Here is a 15,956-nt window from a genome sequence, read left to right on the forward strand (position 1 = left end):
ACAGCGATTGCCGCTTGCTTTAGACCTGAAACGTCGACCCAATGAATCAAGGCGGCGGTAATGAATTGCTACCCGCGAACAGTTCAGAGGCGGATCAGTATCCGCCTCGTCACTTCTAATCGCGGCCTAAGCAGCAACGAAACTGGACCAGTGCTTCAAAATTGACGCTTTTGAGCTCATGCAGAATGCTCAGGCCTGGTATCCCGAGCAAGCCCTATCTCAGTTCGTTGGGAAGATAGCGCGATGACCATCCCAGTCCGAACGGCCTTCCTTTACTACCAATTGAACGCCTGGCGTGCTGTAAGCGACAACGCCCAGCGATTTGGAGTGCTCGAAACCACTCAGGGAGAGCGGAATGGAACAGGTCAATACGTCGGTACCCGTACAAAATTTAGCCAACTCAAAATCACCCACATTTTCCGCAATAGCTTGCTTGTCATCATTCAAGTGAACCGCAAACGACAGACCACTCTCCTTGCCGCGGGCCACCTTCATCACAGCAAGCTTATGCTTATCCAACGAATCGGTTGAGTCGAAACGCAGATCCGAGATGGTCGTACCATCGGCGAATACAGTTTTTTTGGACGCCACTGGACTTTGCGTAGCGGTCGACGTGTAAATGATGCCAGCTACGATTGCAGCAACCGCTACCGCAGGAATAATCCAAAATTTGCTCATGCTACGTTCCTTTTCAATTCAGTTGGATACAACAATTCAGTAGCCACAAACACACGTTATAGAGGAGGCACGCTGCGACTATCCCTGGGGGCATTACAACAACCCCACCCGAGGAAAGGCAGTGTGATAGCAACAAATACGGCTCTTAAATAAAAAGATTTTACCGAATTGGCTACCAATGCTTGATGACTTCTACGACCTACCATACGGACAACTGACGCGGCTATTACCGTCTATCAACAGCCTGACCCGAAGCATGAACACCAAAGTCACTAACGGCCGCTCCAAGGACAGAGGTCCTATGAATTCGAAAGCATCATTCGCATAGCCTTTTCTACACTCTATAGGCCGGCATTTTGACGGGCCAGCATCATAACTTTGTACAACCAGCTTTGGTAGAGCAAGTGAGCAACGAAAACGCCTGCGCGCTCACCCCAAAGGCCACACACTCTCGCCCGCATCTCCTTGCCCACCCCTCGTCGAATTAAATTTCCACCGCCCCGTTGATCTCAAGACCTGGGAAGCTTTATTACCGGCCTTTGACACACAACCGCCTGAGTTTATCCTTCGCTAGGACAGCCACCTGTCGGATCACTGCAGCATGTGGATTAAAGGAAGGAGCTGCCGTAAGACTGCCGGCGGACGAAATCGATCGGAGGGTGCAGAGCCTCATCTCACCTGAGGTTTGCGTGCACCAAGGTGCTTAGCGTTGCAAAATTTAGGCACGAGCGCTTCTGCTTACTGGCCCATGGACCAGACGAATGGCCACAAGAAATTATCGCTAGTCCCAAAATGCCAATAAAGCTAAACTCTACGCTTTGAAGCTTTAGCCGACATCGGTACCGCTTTTTGACACGACCGAGCAACGTCTGAATGAGTCCGCCAAAGCAAAAAAATCTCGATGAACACCATAACGTCAAGATCTGGAGAGGCAGCGTCAAAAGGCCCAATCAGACGCCTGCAGAAATCATCGCCCCTCCCTTTGGCACTCGACAAAGGTCAGTTTATGGGACGCACGCTGCTCTGCACCCGCTTTTCATTCTTAATTGCTGAATACCTGCCCAAACCCAATTTCCCGGATGAAGAGAAAGCATCTGCTATGAAAGCACCGTCCATTCAAATACCCGATACCGTTTTTATTGAACAAGTAGTAGTGGACGATGGTCAATCCTATTCTATCAATGACCGTATTCAGCAATACGCTCTAAATTTACATCAGGTTAGAATCAACTAATGGAAATGCATACCGCTCAACCACTTTCCCCTTGGCAGATGCTGAAAAGTGGTTTTAGACATCGTCAGTTGATATTCCAATTGACCCAACGAGAAATTTCCTCGCGCTATCGTGGCTCCGTCATGGGCGTGGCGTGGTCATTTATCAACCCGCTTCTGCTACTCACCATTTATACATTTGTATTTTCGACAGTCTTCAAGGCACGCTGGGGCGCCGGCTTGGGTTCTGAGTCAAAAGTCGACTTCGCGCTCGTGCTATTCGCCGGACTGATCATCCATGGCTTCTGTGCAGAATGCATCAACTCGGCACCCAAGCTGATTCTGAGCAACGTCAACTATGTCAAAAAAGTGGTATTCCCTATTGAAGTGCTGACTATGACCTCAGTACTGAATGCCTTGTTTCACTTTACCGTTAGCCTAAGCGTACTGCTCGCCACTCAGCTATTTTTCAATCATACAGTCCCGCTGACGGCCTTATACTTCCCGATAATTATAGTACCACTGGTATTTATGATGATGGGCATTTCATGGTTACTGGCTGCGCTCGGTACTTATATCAGAGACATCGGGCAAATTACCGGCATGGCTGTGACGGCGCTACTCTTTTTATCGCCGGTTTTTTACCCTATATCGGCACTGCCTGAACAGTATCAAGGCTGGCTGTATCTGAACCCACTGACAGCCATTATTGAAAACGGAAGAGCGACCTTGCTATTTGGACAACTACCAGACTGGCACAGCTTGGCAATAAGCTTCGGGATTGGAGTTATCACTTGCGCCTTGGGCTACGCCTTCTTTCAAAAAACTCGTGCAGGTTTCGCAGATGTACTCTAACGATGTTGCTATCAGTGTCAGCGGTCTGTCCAAGCGTTTCAACATGTATGAAAAAGCTCAAGATCGTCTGTTGCAAATGTTTCTACCCTCGTTGAAGACGCACAAAGAATTTTGGGCGCTTAACGATATTAACTTTGAAATCGCACGCGGCGAATCGGTCGGCATCATTGGCAAGAACGGTTCAGGCAAATCAACGCTGCTACAAATTATTTGCGGAACGTTAACCCCCACCTCTGGCACAGTAAATGTGAACGGAAGGATTGCCGCCTTGCTGGAACTCGGGTCTGGCTTCAATCCAGACTTCAGCGGTCGTGAAAACGTCTACCTGAATTGTGCTATTCACGGTTTGAACCGCCAACAAACCGATGAATTGATGGATGACATTCTTTCTTTCGCCGATATCGGTACGTTTATCGATCAGCCCGTAAAAACGTACTCCAGTGGCATGTTCGTTAGGCTGGCGTTCTCCGTACAGGCTAACCTGAAACCGGACATCCTGATCGTCGATGAGGCGCTTGCTGTCGGTGACGCCCTCTTTCAGAAGCGTTGTTACGAACGCATCGAAATGCTGACCAGCAGTGGCACTACTCTGCTTTTTGTATCCCATGATGAGGAGTCGGTACGCACACTCACCCAACGCGCAATTTTCCTGTCCAATGGCAGAATTCAAAGCGCTGGGCCTTCGGCAGAAGTCATTCTGGATTACCGGAGAGATCTGCACGCCCAAGAAAGTGCCTACCTTGCGCACCTGACGAAGGTTGTTTCAAACAAGACTCAGGCAGCGCCATCCGTCAAGGGCAAAGCCCCTGACAAGTTCTCATTCGGCAATTTTGACGCAGAAGTCATTTCGGTCAAAGTACTCGACACGGACGGCGCGGAGAAACAAGTTTTCTACCCTACTGAGACCGCAGTGCTACGCGTAGAGTGCGTCAGTCACTCAGACCTTAGCAACCTCAACGTCGGTATCCGGTTGCGCAACAAAGAAGGCGTGAAAATTTACTCCTGGGGCACGTTGAATCAGGACATGGCTATTGATGCGAACCTCTGCGAGGGCGAGTACTTTTGGGGTAAGAGTTTCTCCGCAGGCGAAACATTCACCGTAGATTTCGAATTTGTCTGCAGCCTTGGTGTAAACCTTTATGAGGTCCAGGCGGCCATTTCGCACGAAGGTAAACCTTATTACGCAGAGCAGCGCATCATTCACTGGCGCGATGAGGCTGCTTTTTTCTCGATTGCGACCAAGCCTCGTGAATACCATTTTGGCGGTGTAATGGACCTCCGCATGAAAGCCATTTCGATTAAGGGTTGAACAGATGACTTTGAATTCTGCTGATCTTATTGAATACAGCTCAACCCGCGCACCCATTTTCATGTCGTCCGATGAAATGTCCAAAGTTGCCGAGCAGCTGCTTGGGAGTTGCGGTAACGGCCCGCTTTTGCATATAGGTCTTTCTGACCTGCCCCTTATTCAGTATTTTTTAGCCAGCGGTATTCAAGTCATCAGCTTGGGACTAGATCCCGCCCGAACTGACTATTGTGCACACCGGCTAAACGGTCGTTTTCAACAGCTTGAAGGTGAGCAGTTTCCGTTCGCCAACGACCAGTTCAACACTGTTTTGGTCACCGAACTCCCTCAACCGGGCGTTCTGGAGACGCGTTTTATAGAAGAGATTATTCGCGTCTCCAATGCTAACGTGTTTTTGTATCTGGACCATCCGGAACCCTCGCAGGCTTCAGCGTTTCGCAAAGACTGTGAAGCTCAGTTTTTTCAAGCTGGGATGCGTAAGCACGCGGCTTACTACAGAGTAAACGACTACCAGGCGCTTCAAGAGGAACAAGGCAAGGTCGCGATCCCGCTGGAGAAAATCCCCAACGAGGCCGCACTTAAGTACCCATTGACTGCGCTGGTCGAAGAACGCGACTTGCACATGGATATGACCCGTGAGCCAGGTAGTCGCTCTGATGCTCATATCATTCGCTACGTTTTAGCCAGCCGCTATATACGTCCGGGCGATCGCGTGCTCGACGCTGCATGTGGGCTGGGTTACGGCTCCTACCTTTTACGCAAGTGCTCTGATGCCGCTAGCGTGTTGGGTATTGACGGCAGCGAATACGCTATTGAATACGCCAAGCTAAACTTCGCCGCACAGTCGACCCACCTGAGTTTCAAAGAAGGGTGGCTTCCAGAAGCACTCTTTGATATCCCTGACAACTCGATCGACTTGGTCACGTCTTTTGAGACCTTGGAGCACGTACAGGATCCGAAAGCCTTGATGGCAGAGTTCCATAGGGTGCTTACGCCCGCTGGGCGCATCGTGTTGTCCGTTCCCAGGGACTGGTCCGATGAGACCGGAGAAGACCCCAACCCCTTTCACTTTCATGTCTACACATGGGAAAAAATCCTCCAGGAAACACAACAGCACTTTTTGGTGGAGGCTGCGTTCGGGCAAACAGCCGATCAATATAAGAAAAACAAACAATGGGCGGTGGGCACACGCCAACTTTTCCAAACCAGCGTCGACACACTCGCCACAGACGACCCAGAATGCGAGTGGAGCTTGCTGGTCGGAATGAAAGCACCGAGTGAAGGCGCTGATGTGCCTTACACAGAAACAACCTATGACCAGTATCCGGAGAACCCGGAATGGCACGTAACGCGATTCGAAGAATACGACAACCCTTGGTTGGTCAAAGGTATGGTCACGATCGGGCATCGCATCAGTAATGCCCAACTGCTCAGCGCCCTCAGCAAGCAGGTAGCACTGGAGGCCCCAGCGACCACACCAGACCAGGGCGCGGCGCTATGCGTGTCGGGTTATCAGCTGTACGACAGCGCTGAATGTGGCTGGCTTGATGTTGAGCTCTTTGAAGAGCAGTGCCAGCCTTATCTGAATGAGACCGCTTCAACGCCTCAGCAACTAAGATGGCAGGTCTCCCTCTGCTATCTGCTTGCGCAGCTCTGGCAAAAATACGGTGAGAGCCAAAAAGCTATCTCTTATTACGTAGCCTGCACTGCCTTCGACTGTGCCGATTACAGCCCAACGCTCATCACCAAACAGATTCATGCATTCTTGAATCTCGGGCTGATAGAGTCCGGCCGCTCTCACACTCAGGCCGCTATAGACTACTGGCAACAGGGCTTAATCGCAGCCGAAGCGGCATTGAAACTCGATTGGAAAGCGGCCTACGGATCGCTGGAAAACCCAAGCGACTTTGGCCTGTATGAACTAGGCGCTATCGTTGAGTATGCTACCTCCTGCTCGTATGCCTTGAGGTACGTAGAAAATGCCGAGCAGAAAACTCCACAATGGTGGCACCAACTAAAACGAGATCGGATTTCGCAGCTGCGCCAGCTCGATAAGATGCGCGTTGAAATTGATCGTCTGAATAAAATCCTGATTAACAAAGACATTTTAATCGGTGAAGTGTCTGAAATGGCGAAGCGCGAAGTAAATGCGTTTTATAGCCACACCGTAGAAAAAGACCAGAAACTCAACCAGTCTGGCCTGGAACTACAAAGATTGAATTTATTGATCGAGTCTAAAAACAGCTTGCTGAATGAGATCGGTCAAAAACTCAACCACCTGGATCATGTAATTGTTGAAAAAGACCTGCGCCTGAATGAAGTTGGTCAGGAAATTGCCTCGCTAAGCTCAACAACCAGTCACAAGGAATCCAAGCTCCATGAGCTGGGCGTCGAGATCCATCGACTGAACCTGCTGTTGACCGAAAAAGACGCTTACCTCAATGAGCTGGGCAGTGAGATTGCTCTTTTCAGTGAACAGAATGAATTAAAAAGCAACCAGCTAGGCGAACTCGGCACTGAGGTGCACCGCCTGCAACTGATGATTACAGAGAAAGACTCTCGTCTCAACGAACTCGGCAACGAAATTGCCAGCTTCAGTGAACAGTATGAATTAAAGAGTACCCAACTAGGCGAACTCGGCACCGAGGTGCACCGCCTGCAATTGATGATTACAGAGAAAGACTTACGCCTCAGTGAATTGGGCAGCGAAATCGTTGGTTTCAGTGAACAGAGTGAATTAAAAAGTACTCAGCTTGGCGAACTCGGCGCAGAGGTACACCGTCTGCAACTGATGATGACAGAGAAAGATTCGCGTCTCAGCGAGCTGGGCGACACCCTTTCCCACCTTAACGAACAGTATGAGCAAAAAGACAATCACCTTAACGAATTGGCGCTTGAGCTAAACCGCTTGAATGAGGTGATTGTCGAAAAAGACTTGCTACTTAATGAGACCGGTCGGGAAATATCCCGGCTCAACGTTCATTGCGAGGATAAGAAACACCAATTGAGCGAACAAGGGCTGGAGGTTGAACAGCTCAACCTCATGCTGTTGGAAAAAGACTCATTGCTTGCCAACACTCACCAGGAAATTTTCGAGGCCAATTTGCAAATCCGCCAGAATGACTCTCAGCTAGATGAGCTGAGCACGGAAGTTAATCGTCTCAACGCGGCGATTAACGAAAAGGATAATGTCATCAACTCACTGAAGGAACAGCTGGAACGATCCGCGGTGCAATTATCGGAAGAACAAAAAAATTGGTCTCATGCGATCGAGCAAGAAAAATCTCGCTTTAACCAATTGCGCCAAACTCGACTGCTGCGCTGGCGAGATGCGATCGCGGCACGCCCCGTATCACTACGAGGTATAGCTAAAATCATCTACCTGAGTGGTAGCCTGGTCATGCCGTCCGCACTGAGAAACCGACTGCGTGTTGCACTGCTCCCAGCGGTACAACGGTTGCGTAATCAACGAGTGGGTACCGCCATCAGTACGACTCCTGAGACCGGCTATCTGGTAAAACAGCCGAAGAAACTGGCCGCGGCCCGGCCGGTTGTGGTGCATGTCATTGCTAACTTTATGACCGGCGGCTCATCACGATTAGTAGTCGATATTTATGAATATCTGGGCGGAAAGTACGACCAGAGGATAGTCACCAGCTACGCCCCTCAACCAGCGGCATATGTTGGAATCCCCGTTGAAGAAGTTCGCTTCCCCGACGATGAAACACCGTTCGTAAATCTCTTTAAAGACATTCAACCCGACTTTATCCACATGCACTATTGGGGTGACTGTGATGAGCCATGGTATGCGAAGGCAGTAAAGGCAGCCGAGGTGATGGGCATCCCTGTCATTCAAAACATCAACACCCCAGTTGCACCCTACTATTCGGAAGCGATCAAACGCTACGTGTACGTCAGCGATTACGTAAGACGTGTATTCGGGAAAGAGCAATCCAACCACGTCACGGTTTACCCCGGCTCTGACTTCGCCATGTTCCAGTCGCGTAATAGCCGCAAGCCTAAGGAAGACTGTATCGGTATGGTTTACCGCCTTGAGGGCGACAAACTCAACTCCGAATCCATTATGCCTTTCATTCTCGCCGCCCAGAAAAAGCCATCGATCAAAGTATTGATCGTGGGTGGAGGCAGCCTGATGGAGCCTTTTATGAAGGCTACCGAAGAGGCCGGTGTTGCGGAAAACTTTGAGTTCACCGGTTACGTGCCTTATGACACCCTGCCTGCCATTTACGACCGCATGAAGATTTTCGTCGCCCCCGTCTGGAAGGAAAGCTTCGGCCAGGTCAGCCCATTTGCGATGAACATGCGTGTGCCAGTGGTGGGTTTCGATATCGGCGCTATTGGAGAAATCGTTGAAGACGATTCTCTGCTCGCACCGCCAGGCAACTCTGATGCGCTGTCCGATATCATCGTGTCGTTGCTTGAAGATGATACTCGTCGCTTGAAAATCGCTGAACTCCACAGAAAACGAGCCCAGAATAATTTCTCTATTCAAGCAATGATTAAGGGTTATCAGAATATTTACAGCGACATCATGGTTGAAAAGAAAAAATGAAAATCGTCTTTTTTGTACATTGTTTCTTCCCCGACCATTTCTATGGGACGGAAACTTATACCCTGGAGCTGGCGAAAAATTATGCTGCCTGGGGCCATGACGTAACTGTCGTGAGCGCGATTTTTCAGGGCGAGCCGGCAACAGAAAATCTTCTCTCTCATTTTGAGTATGAGGGCATTAAGGTTATCTGCCTGGACAAGAACAAGGTTCCGCACAGCCGTATCAAAGAGACGTACTATCAGCCGGAAATGCGCGAAATTCTTAAGTCGCTGCTGTCTGAGCTGCAACCAGATATCGTACATGTCACGCACTTGATCAATCACACCTCTGTGCTGCTCGAAGCGACAACGGCGCTGGGTATTCCTACCTACGCCACATTCACCGACTTCTTTGGCTTTTGTCTCAACAACAAACTGGAAGCCGCAGATGGCGCGCTCTGCGCGGGCCCGTCCCGGAGCCGATCCAACTGTGTCGCCTGCTACATAAAAGAAGCTGCCCGCGGCAAGGTTGGGGGCTGGATGGGGTATGCCAAATCAGCCACGGCAGCAAAGGTCATTGCAACGTCAGCTACGTTCTTGCGCAAAATGCCAGGGCTCAAAAATGGTGAAATTGACGGCACTATTGAAGACATTGCACGCCGCCCCGATACACTGATTTCGCTTTATAACCAGGGCTACAAAGGGGCCGTCGCGCCTACGGCGTTTCTGAAAAAAGCCTACCTGGCCAACGAAGTAAAAGTGCCTATGCACGCACTCTGGTTCGGCATTGATATTGATCGTACGGCCAAGCCTACGCGTTCGTCCGATCATGTCCCGACCATAGGCTTTATCGGTCAGATCGCTCCCCACAAGGGCACGGACCTGTTGGTAGACGCCTTCCAACGGCTGCCGAAAAATTCTGCGCGCTTGAAGATATACGGTCCGGCGGATCAGGACCCTGCCTACATGGCTGACCTCAAAGCGAAAGCAGCGGGTGGCGACATCGAATTCCTAGGCACCTTTGACAAAGGTGACATGGTCGATATCCTGAAGGATCTTGACCTGCTCGTCGTGCCGTCAAAATGGTACGAAAACAGCCCACTGGTATTGCTCAATGCATTGGCGACGCACACCCCTGTGCTCGTTTCCGATGTACAAGGCATGACCGAGTTCCTCGAACCAGGCGTCAACGGGTTAGCGTTTGCCAGAGGAAGTGCCGACGACTTGTATAAAAAACTGTCCAGCCTGGTGTTGGCGCCGGCCACGCTCTATGGCATGTCCTCTACCACAAATTATGACCGGACCCCGGAAACGATGGCCAAGGAAACCTTTGCCATGTATGGCGTCTGATTATTGAACCGACGACTGCCATCAACACCGCGCAAGGTTTGATGGCAGGCTGTGGCCAAAATGAAGTACGTTATCACGCAGCATGCTTTTCCTTCCGTCGACCCCGTATTCAAGGCAAGGGCCGTAAATGGCGATTTCCTCTGAGGCCATATGAGCAGCTTATCCTTGCCCTCCAGCGCCCCACGCATTCTGCTTTGCGTGCATCAGTTTTTTCCGACGTTCAGTGCTGGCACCGAAGTGCTCACTCTATCTACCGCTAAGGCGCTGCGTAGCCTTGGCTATGACGTGCATGTGGTGACGGGCGCCCTGACGCAAGCTCAGCTCTATTCCAGCGATAGCTATGAGTTTCAAGGTTTTACCGTCCATCGCATTTGGACGCCCTATAGACAAGGGCAATTCACAGCCGAGACGGTCGTGGAGGAGTATGACAATCAAAATATTGTGCCCGAGTTTGAGGCGATACTTGAATCATTTGAACCAGACCTAGTACATTTTTTTCATTTTAAAAATCTGACCTTGTCGTGTTTGCAATCCTGCCTTAAGCGCAATATACCCACTGTATTTACGCCTACCGATTATTGGCTGACGTGCAGGACCTGTCAGCTGCTGAAACCTTGGGGAACTCCGGAGTGCAATGGCCCGGCCAGCCAAGCGGGAAATTGCCTGAAGCATCTTCTGATGAATACCAATAAGAGAGTATTGGTGGACTCGGTAAAAATAGTACCCGCAAAGATGATTGCTTTACTCTTCCAGATCCTCTCACATCTCCCGCTTTCAAGGCTGGCTCGATATCGAAGAATGTATATCGATCTAAAAAGTCGCAAGTCAATTATTACTGACTATCTATCAAAAACAGATTTGATCCTGCCGCCGACGCAGTCAATTGAATCCTTGCTCGAAGCCAATCAAATTTCAGGAAGAAAAATACAACCGCTCAAGTACGCGGTCGAACCTCCTGTCATTACGCAGGAACTGATACTCAGGGAGCACTCGAAGTCAGGCAGCTATACCATTGGCTTTATAGGCACGCTAATAACCCATAAAGGTTGCCATGTGTTGCTGGACGCCATCAAGATGATCGACAACAAAAATATCGACATCCGAATCTACGGCGATACCGAACATTATCCAGACTATGTAGCTTCACTACGGGCACAGTGCGCAGAAGACGAGCGGGTTCATTTTGCCGGCACCTTCGCCCCCGATTTGATCGGTGACGTCATGGCCGATCTCGACGCTCTTGTCATCCCATCAATTTGGCGAGAAAACGCACCCTTGGTACTCCTGAATGCCTTAGCAAGCGGCCTTCCTGTAATCGCCAGTGACGTCACCGGCATCACGGAGTACCTCAATAGCGAAGACGCTGTTGAATTGTTCCCAGCAGGTAACAGTCATGCACTCGCTCAGGTATTGAAAAACCACCTCAACGCATTCAAGCCTGGAACCACTGGCCTACATCGAACGCCAAGAGTTGCAGGCTCTACCTTAAAAATATACGCCAATGCTCTGGACAAAGCGTATATAGGGCTGATTAAAAGGCCTCATGAAAAAACGGAGATTTTATGAAATATGTAATTTTTGGTGGCGGCGGTTTTATTGGTTCCACAATCGCGGATCAACTGCTGAAAGAAGGGCACAGCCTGCGTATTTTTGAGCGCCCCCGTGTGGAGCCTTACCGCAAATTTACGGACGACGAATCGGTTGAGTGGATCACCGGTGACTTCCAGAGCAAGCACAATCTTCACAGTGCCATGGAAGGCACCGACGGGATACTTCATCTGGTATCCACCACCCTGCCCAAGTCTTCCAACGAAGATACCATTTACGACATTCAAACCAATGTCGTCAGCACCTTGAATATGCTCGACTCCATGGTTGAGCTAAACATCAAGAAAATTGTGTTTATTTCGTCGGGCGGAACTGTTTACGGTCGCCCACATCAGATGCCGATTCCTGAGACCCACCCCACTGAACCGGAAGTGTCTTACGGTATCAGCAAGCTGACTATCGAAAAATATTTATATCTCTATAGCCAACTTCACGGCATCGAGCCTATTACCTTACGGGTTGCCAATCCATATGGAGAGCGTCAGCGTATCGAGACCGCGCAAGGCGCAGTAGCTGCCTTTATCAATCGGGCGGTAGCCAACAACCCCATCGAGATATGGGGTGACGGCAGCGTGACCCGTGATTACATCTATATCAAAGATCTCGCCGACGCTTTCGTCAAAGCATTGCGCTATACAGGCAAACATCAAGTTTTCAATTTGGGTTCCGGCACAGGCACTTCGTTGAATGAGCTTATTAATGTTATTGAGAAAATCGTCAACAAACCGATTGAGCGCACGTACAAACCCGGTCGCCCCTTCGACGTACCCGTGAACGTGTTGGACTGCAGCCTAGCCGAACAGGAATTGGGCTGGTCCGCTCAACACAATCTGGCAGACGGGCTTACCAGCACTATTGAGTGGTACCTGAGCCAGATCGACAAAAAACCTCACGCTGAGTAAGGTACGTAACTCCCCGCGAGCTTAAACTTGCGGGACTTACGTCCCCTCCGCAGATTTATCCGAGATAGAAGTATGCCAATCAGCATAATCAGCACTCTCTATATAAGTATTCAACCAGACTCACCCACTTCCAACTCAATGAACTGGGATGTGGTGCAGTCCTTTAAATTCAGTGTCGATAGCGATACGATAACCTCCCTCACTCCTTCAGGTAATACATGTGATCGTTAAGCACAAATTGGACGCGCTGACGTCCCTCAGGTTTTTCGCTGCGGCGATGATTGTACTTACACACGCGCACCCTATTTTCGGATCATTTGGGATCGCAGAAGCCGCTCCTCTGGGCCAAGGCGTCTCGTTCTTTTTTGTACTAAGCGGGTTCATATTAGCCTACAACTACAGGGACTTCTCAAAAGATGGGTCGATCAAGCGATTTCTGGTGGCGCGTTTTGCACGAGTCTGGCCACTTCACCTTGTCACCTGCATAATCTGGATCGGTTTGATATTTCATTTTGATCGTACTGTCTATTTTGGCGGCGAAACTGGCGCACTGCGTTTGATTTCAAACCTGACACTCGTACAGTCCTGGATTCCTTTAAAACTTTGGGCACTGTCTTTTAACGGAGTAGCATGGAGCATCTCCAATGAGATGTTCTTTTACCTTCTATTCCCTATGTTGATTGGACTATGGAGCAAACATTGGGCCAAGCTATTCTTCGGTGCAACGATTATCGTTGCGGCGTTTATTTGGGCTGGCAACTCACTTGAGCTAAAATCTTCTGACGACTACAACGGGGTCAGCCTGCTGGGGACGCTGTATTTCAATCCATTAGTTCGCGCGTTCGAATTTATGTTCGGTATTTTTCTGGCTAAAGTTTTCATGACGCCAGCCATTCATGAATTCAAGACCAACGCTTTCGGATGGTTGTACTTGGAAATCATGTCACTCGGCTTAGTCGTGGTGGGAATGCTGTTGGCCGGTAACCCTGCGAGAATCGCCGGTATATTTGGCACCGCAGCAGGCTACTACTTCCAACGCGAGGGTATTTGGCTTATCTGGGGTTTGCTGATTCTCGTTTTCGCACTTAGCAAAGGACCTATAGGCAAGCTACTGTCCACCAAACCGATGGTTTTTCTGGGCGAGATCAGTTTTTCACTCTATTTAGTCCATGCGATTATAATTACGTTTATTGAACCCTATACAGAAAGCATCAAACTCTATGGTCTCGTTGGCTATGCCGCGTTTTGGCTAGTCGCCTTATTTTCCTCAGTCCTACTTTATAAAGGTGTCGAAGACCCCTGCCGTCATTTCATTATGAATGCCTATGACCGGCGCCACCCGTCTACCGCTGTGAATTTCAAATCCAGTTATAATTATGCGGCATCCGCCTGCGCAGCGTTACTTATCATTGCAGTTACCACCCTGCATCTAAATAGGTTTTAAGCATGAATAAGTATTGGATTATTCCAGCCTTTGCAACCGTTGCGATGGCGACGGGTATGATTTACTCAATGTTATCTATTGAAAAAGCGAACGTCGTGGATGGCAATGTTACCTTTATTGATGGCACACACATATCAAGCATAAAATTTGAATCTTCAGATACAGAAGATCGGCACAAAGTTGCTGAAATAACACTTACTTCCGAAACACAGGAAGACCTCAACTTCGCTATTCATTTGAACGATTCAAGTCAAAAAATTATTTTCAACGTTGGCGATTTTCCACTAAAAAAATACTGCCAAGGCAAGGCAGTATTAAAATGCTCAATTCCTATATCTCGAAAAGAATTCGAGCAATCCGTATCAATGGGAATCGCGGCATATAAAGTGCCAGGTCAACTTATTCAAGTTAAAGAAGGTCGCGCAGATTGGGATGATCATCGTGCACTGTTCCCAACTGTTAACCACTGACGACGGATGTTTTCAAGCACCCTAACTCCTGCCTGGCCTATTACAGAATTACCTGTAAACGGCCAGGAGCGTAGGAGCTCATCTACTTGCATTGCGCGAGTAGACTGGCCTCAGTCGACTACGAAAGAGAAGGGCAGCATTTTCCGTCATTATACAAAGACATCAGCTTCGCCAAGAAGCTTGGCACTTGAATCCTTTGAAGCCAATATAACATCCCCCTCAAATGGCCAATCAATAGCCAGCGCGGGATCATTCCAACGAATACTACGCTCATACTCAGGAGCGTAGTAATCCGTGGTTTTATAGAGAAACTCCGCCGTCTCAGAGAGTACAACAAAGCCATGTGCGAAGCCTTCCGGCACCCATAGCTGGTGTTTGTTCTCGGCAGACAAATAGGTCCCAACCCATTTGCCGAAAGTCGCGGAGCTACGACGGAGGTCCACAGCCACATCAAATACTTCGCCTTGGACCACACGTACCAACTTCCCTTGGGCCTGTTGGATTTGATAATGCAGCCCGCGTAACACACCCTTTGCCGATCGCGAATGGTTGTCCTGGACAAATTGCACAGGACGACCGATAGCGCTTTCGAACTGTTGGTGGTTGAAGCTTTCGAAGAAAAAACCCCGATCGTCGCCGAATACCTTGGGTTCGAATAGCACTACTTCAGCAATAGCTAACGGTGTTGCTTTCATTAGTAAATGGTCTCGCTCAACAGCCGCTTGAGGTATTGCCCGTAACCGTTTTTGGCCAGTGGTGCCGCCAGACGTTCCAGTTGCTCAGCATCGATCCACTTTTGACGGAACGCAATTTCTTCAGGGCAGGCAACTTTAAGACCCTGGCGATGCTCCAGAGTGGCGATAAAGTGACTTGCTTCAAGAAGAGACTCGTGAGTACCGGTGTCCAACCAGGCATAACCCCGCCCCATGATCTCGACAGAAAGACTGCCTCGTTCCATGTAAACGCGATTGAGGTCTGTGATCTCCAATTCGCCACGAGGCGAAGGCTTGATGCTTTTGGCAATATCAACTACTTGCTGATCATAGAAATACAGCCCGGTGACCGCGTAGTTCGATTTCGGCTTGAGTGGTTTCTCTTCCAGGCTCATTGCCTTGCCCTGTTTATCGAACTCCACCACGCCATAGCGCTCCGGATCGTTCACGTGATAAGCAAAGACGCTCGCGCCTTCCTCGCGGACCATTGCGCTTTTGAGCAACTGATCAAAATGATGGCCGTGATAAATATTGTCACCCAGCACCAGGGCAGACAAATCATTACCGATGAAATCTTCGCCAATGATGAACGCCTGCGCCAAGCCATCCGGTGAAGCCTGCACGGCATACGAAATGTTCAAGCCCCACTTGCTGCCGTCACCCAGCAGTTGCTCGAAGCGCGGGGTGTCCTGCGGCGTGGAGATGATCAGGATGTCGCGAATACCCGCCAGCATCAGCGTAGTCAGCGGGTAGTAGATCATCGGCTTGTCGTAGACCGGCAGCAATTGCTTGGAAATTGCCAGGGTTGCTGGGTGCAGGCGGGTGCCTGAACCGCCGGCCAAAATAATTCCTTTACGTTTAAGCATG

General features: G+C 49.6%; 12 protein-coding genes. 9 read left to right on the forward strand and 3 right to left on the reverse strand.

The genetic code is table 11. The annotated features are described in order from the left end of the window. Positions 1 to 219: 219 nt before the first annotated feature. Positions 220 to 678: a hypothetical protein gene (locus ASE80_RS26300; RefSeq protein WP_056861500.1), complete on the reverse strand. Its 459-nt coding sequence runs from the start codon at positions 676 to 678 to the stop codon at positions 220 to 222. A gap of 901 nt (positions 679 to 1,579) precedes the next feature. Between ASE80_RS26300 and ASE80_RS30950 the strand changes: the two genes are divergently transcribed. From ASE80_RS30950 to ASE80_RS30955, 9 genes are all read left to right on the forward strand, one after another. Further along, positions 1,580 to 1,912 carry a hypothetical protein gene (locus ASE80_RS30950; RefSeq protein ID WP_133257307.1) on the forward strand — a complete coding sequence of 111 codons (333 nt, stop codon included), beginning with the start codon at positions 1,580 to 1,582 and terminating at the stop codon, positions 1,910 to 1,912. Then, entirely contained in the window at positions 1,912 to 2,745 is an 834-nt protein-coding gene (locus tag ASE80_RS26305) for an ABC transporter permease (RefSeq protein WP_056861501.1), read from the forward strand. Before ASE80_RS30950 ends, ASE80_RS26305 begins: the two co-directional genes overlap by 1 nt. Next, a complete protein-coding gene (locus ASE80_RS26310; protein WP_056861502.1) occupies positions 2,735 to 4,054 on the forward strand; it encodes an ABC transporter ATP-binding protein in 1,320 nt (439 codons plus the stop codon). The genes ASE80_RS26305 and ASE80_RS26310 overlap by 11 nt, the downstream gene beginning before the upstream one ends. Before the next feature lie 4 nt (positions 4,055 to 4,058). After that, the gene (locus tag ASE80_RS26315) at positions 4,059 to 8,624 is read left to right on the forward strand and encodes a glycosyltransferase (RefSeq protein WP_056861503.1); all 4,566 of its coding nucleotides are present in this window, start codon (positions 4,059 to 4,061) and stop codon (positions 8,622 to 8,624) included. After that, positions 8,621 to 9,952, forward strand: coding sequence for a glycosyltransferase family 4 protein (locus tag ASE80_RS26320; RefSeq protein WP_056861504.1), 1,332 nt, complete (start codon positions 8,621 to 8,623; stop codon positions 9,950 to 9,952). Before ASE80_RS26315 ends, ASE80_RS26320 begins: the two co-directional genes overlap by 4 nt. Before the next feature lie 150 nt (positions 9,953 to 10,102). Then, entirely contained in the window at positions 10,103 to 11,518 is a 1,416-nt protein-coding gene (locus ASE80_RS26325) for a glycosyltransferase (RefSeq protein WP_056861505.1), read from the forward strand. Beyond that, on the forward strand, positions 11,515 to 12,462 hold the full coding sequence (locus tag ASE80_RS26330; protein WP_056861506.1) for an NAD-dependent epimerase/dehydratase family protein: 948 nt from the start codon (positions 11,515 to 11,517) through the stop codon (positions 12,460 to 12,462). The genes ASE80_RS26325 and ASE80_RS26330 overlap by 4 nt, the downstream gene beginning before the upstream one ends. A 220-nt stretch (positions 12,463 to 12,682) precedes the next feature. Next, positions 12,683 to 13,906, forward strand: a complete 1,224-nt coding sequence (locus ASE80_RS26335) for an acyltransferase family protein (RefSeq protein ID WP_056861507.1) — start codon at positions 12,683 to 12,685, stop codon at positions 13,904 to 13,906. A 2-nt stretch (positions 13,907 to 13,908) separates the two neighbouring features. Further along, positions 13,909 to 14,376 carry a hypothetical protein gene (locus tag ASE80_RS30955; RefSeq protein ID WP_133257308.1) on the forward strand — a complete coding sequence of 156 codons (468 nt, stop codon included), beginning with the start codon at positions 13,909 to 13,911 and terminating at the stop codon, positions 14,374 to 14,376. Positions 14,377 to 14,525: 149 nt separating this feature from the next. Here the strand turns inward: ASE80_RS30955 and rfbC are convergent, their stop codons facing one another. Together rfbC and rfbA are read right to left on the reverse strand one after the other, a co-directional pair. Then, the gene (gene rfbC / locus ASE80_RS26340) at positions 14,526 to 15,071 is read right to left on the reverse strand and encodes a dTDP-4-dehydrorhamnose 3,5-epimerase (protein WP_056861508.1); all 546 of its coding nucleotides are present in this window, start codon (positions 15,069 to 15,071) and stop codon (positions 14,526 to 14,528) included. Next, entirely contained in the window at positions 15,071 to 15,955 is an 885-nt protein-coding gene (gene rfbA, locus ASE80_RS26345) for a glucose-1-phosphate thymidylyltransferase RfbA (RefSeq protein WP_056861509.1), read from the reverse strand. Before rfbA ends, rfbC begins: the two co-directional genes overlap by 1 nt. Between the last annotated feature and the right edge of the window lies 1 nt (position 15,956).

Source organism: Pseudomonas sp. Leaf15, from assembly GCF_001421425.1.
Taxonomy (GTDB): domain Bacteria; phylum Pseudomonadota; class Gammaproteobacteria; order Pseudomonadales; family Pseudomonadaceae; genus Aquipseudomonas; species Aquipseudomonas salomonii.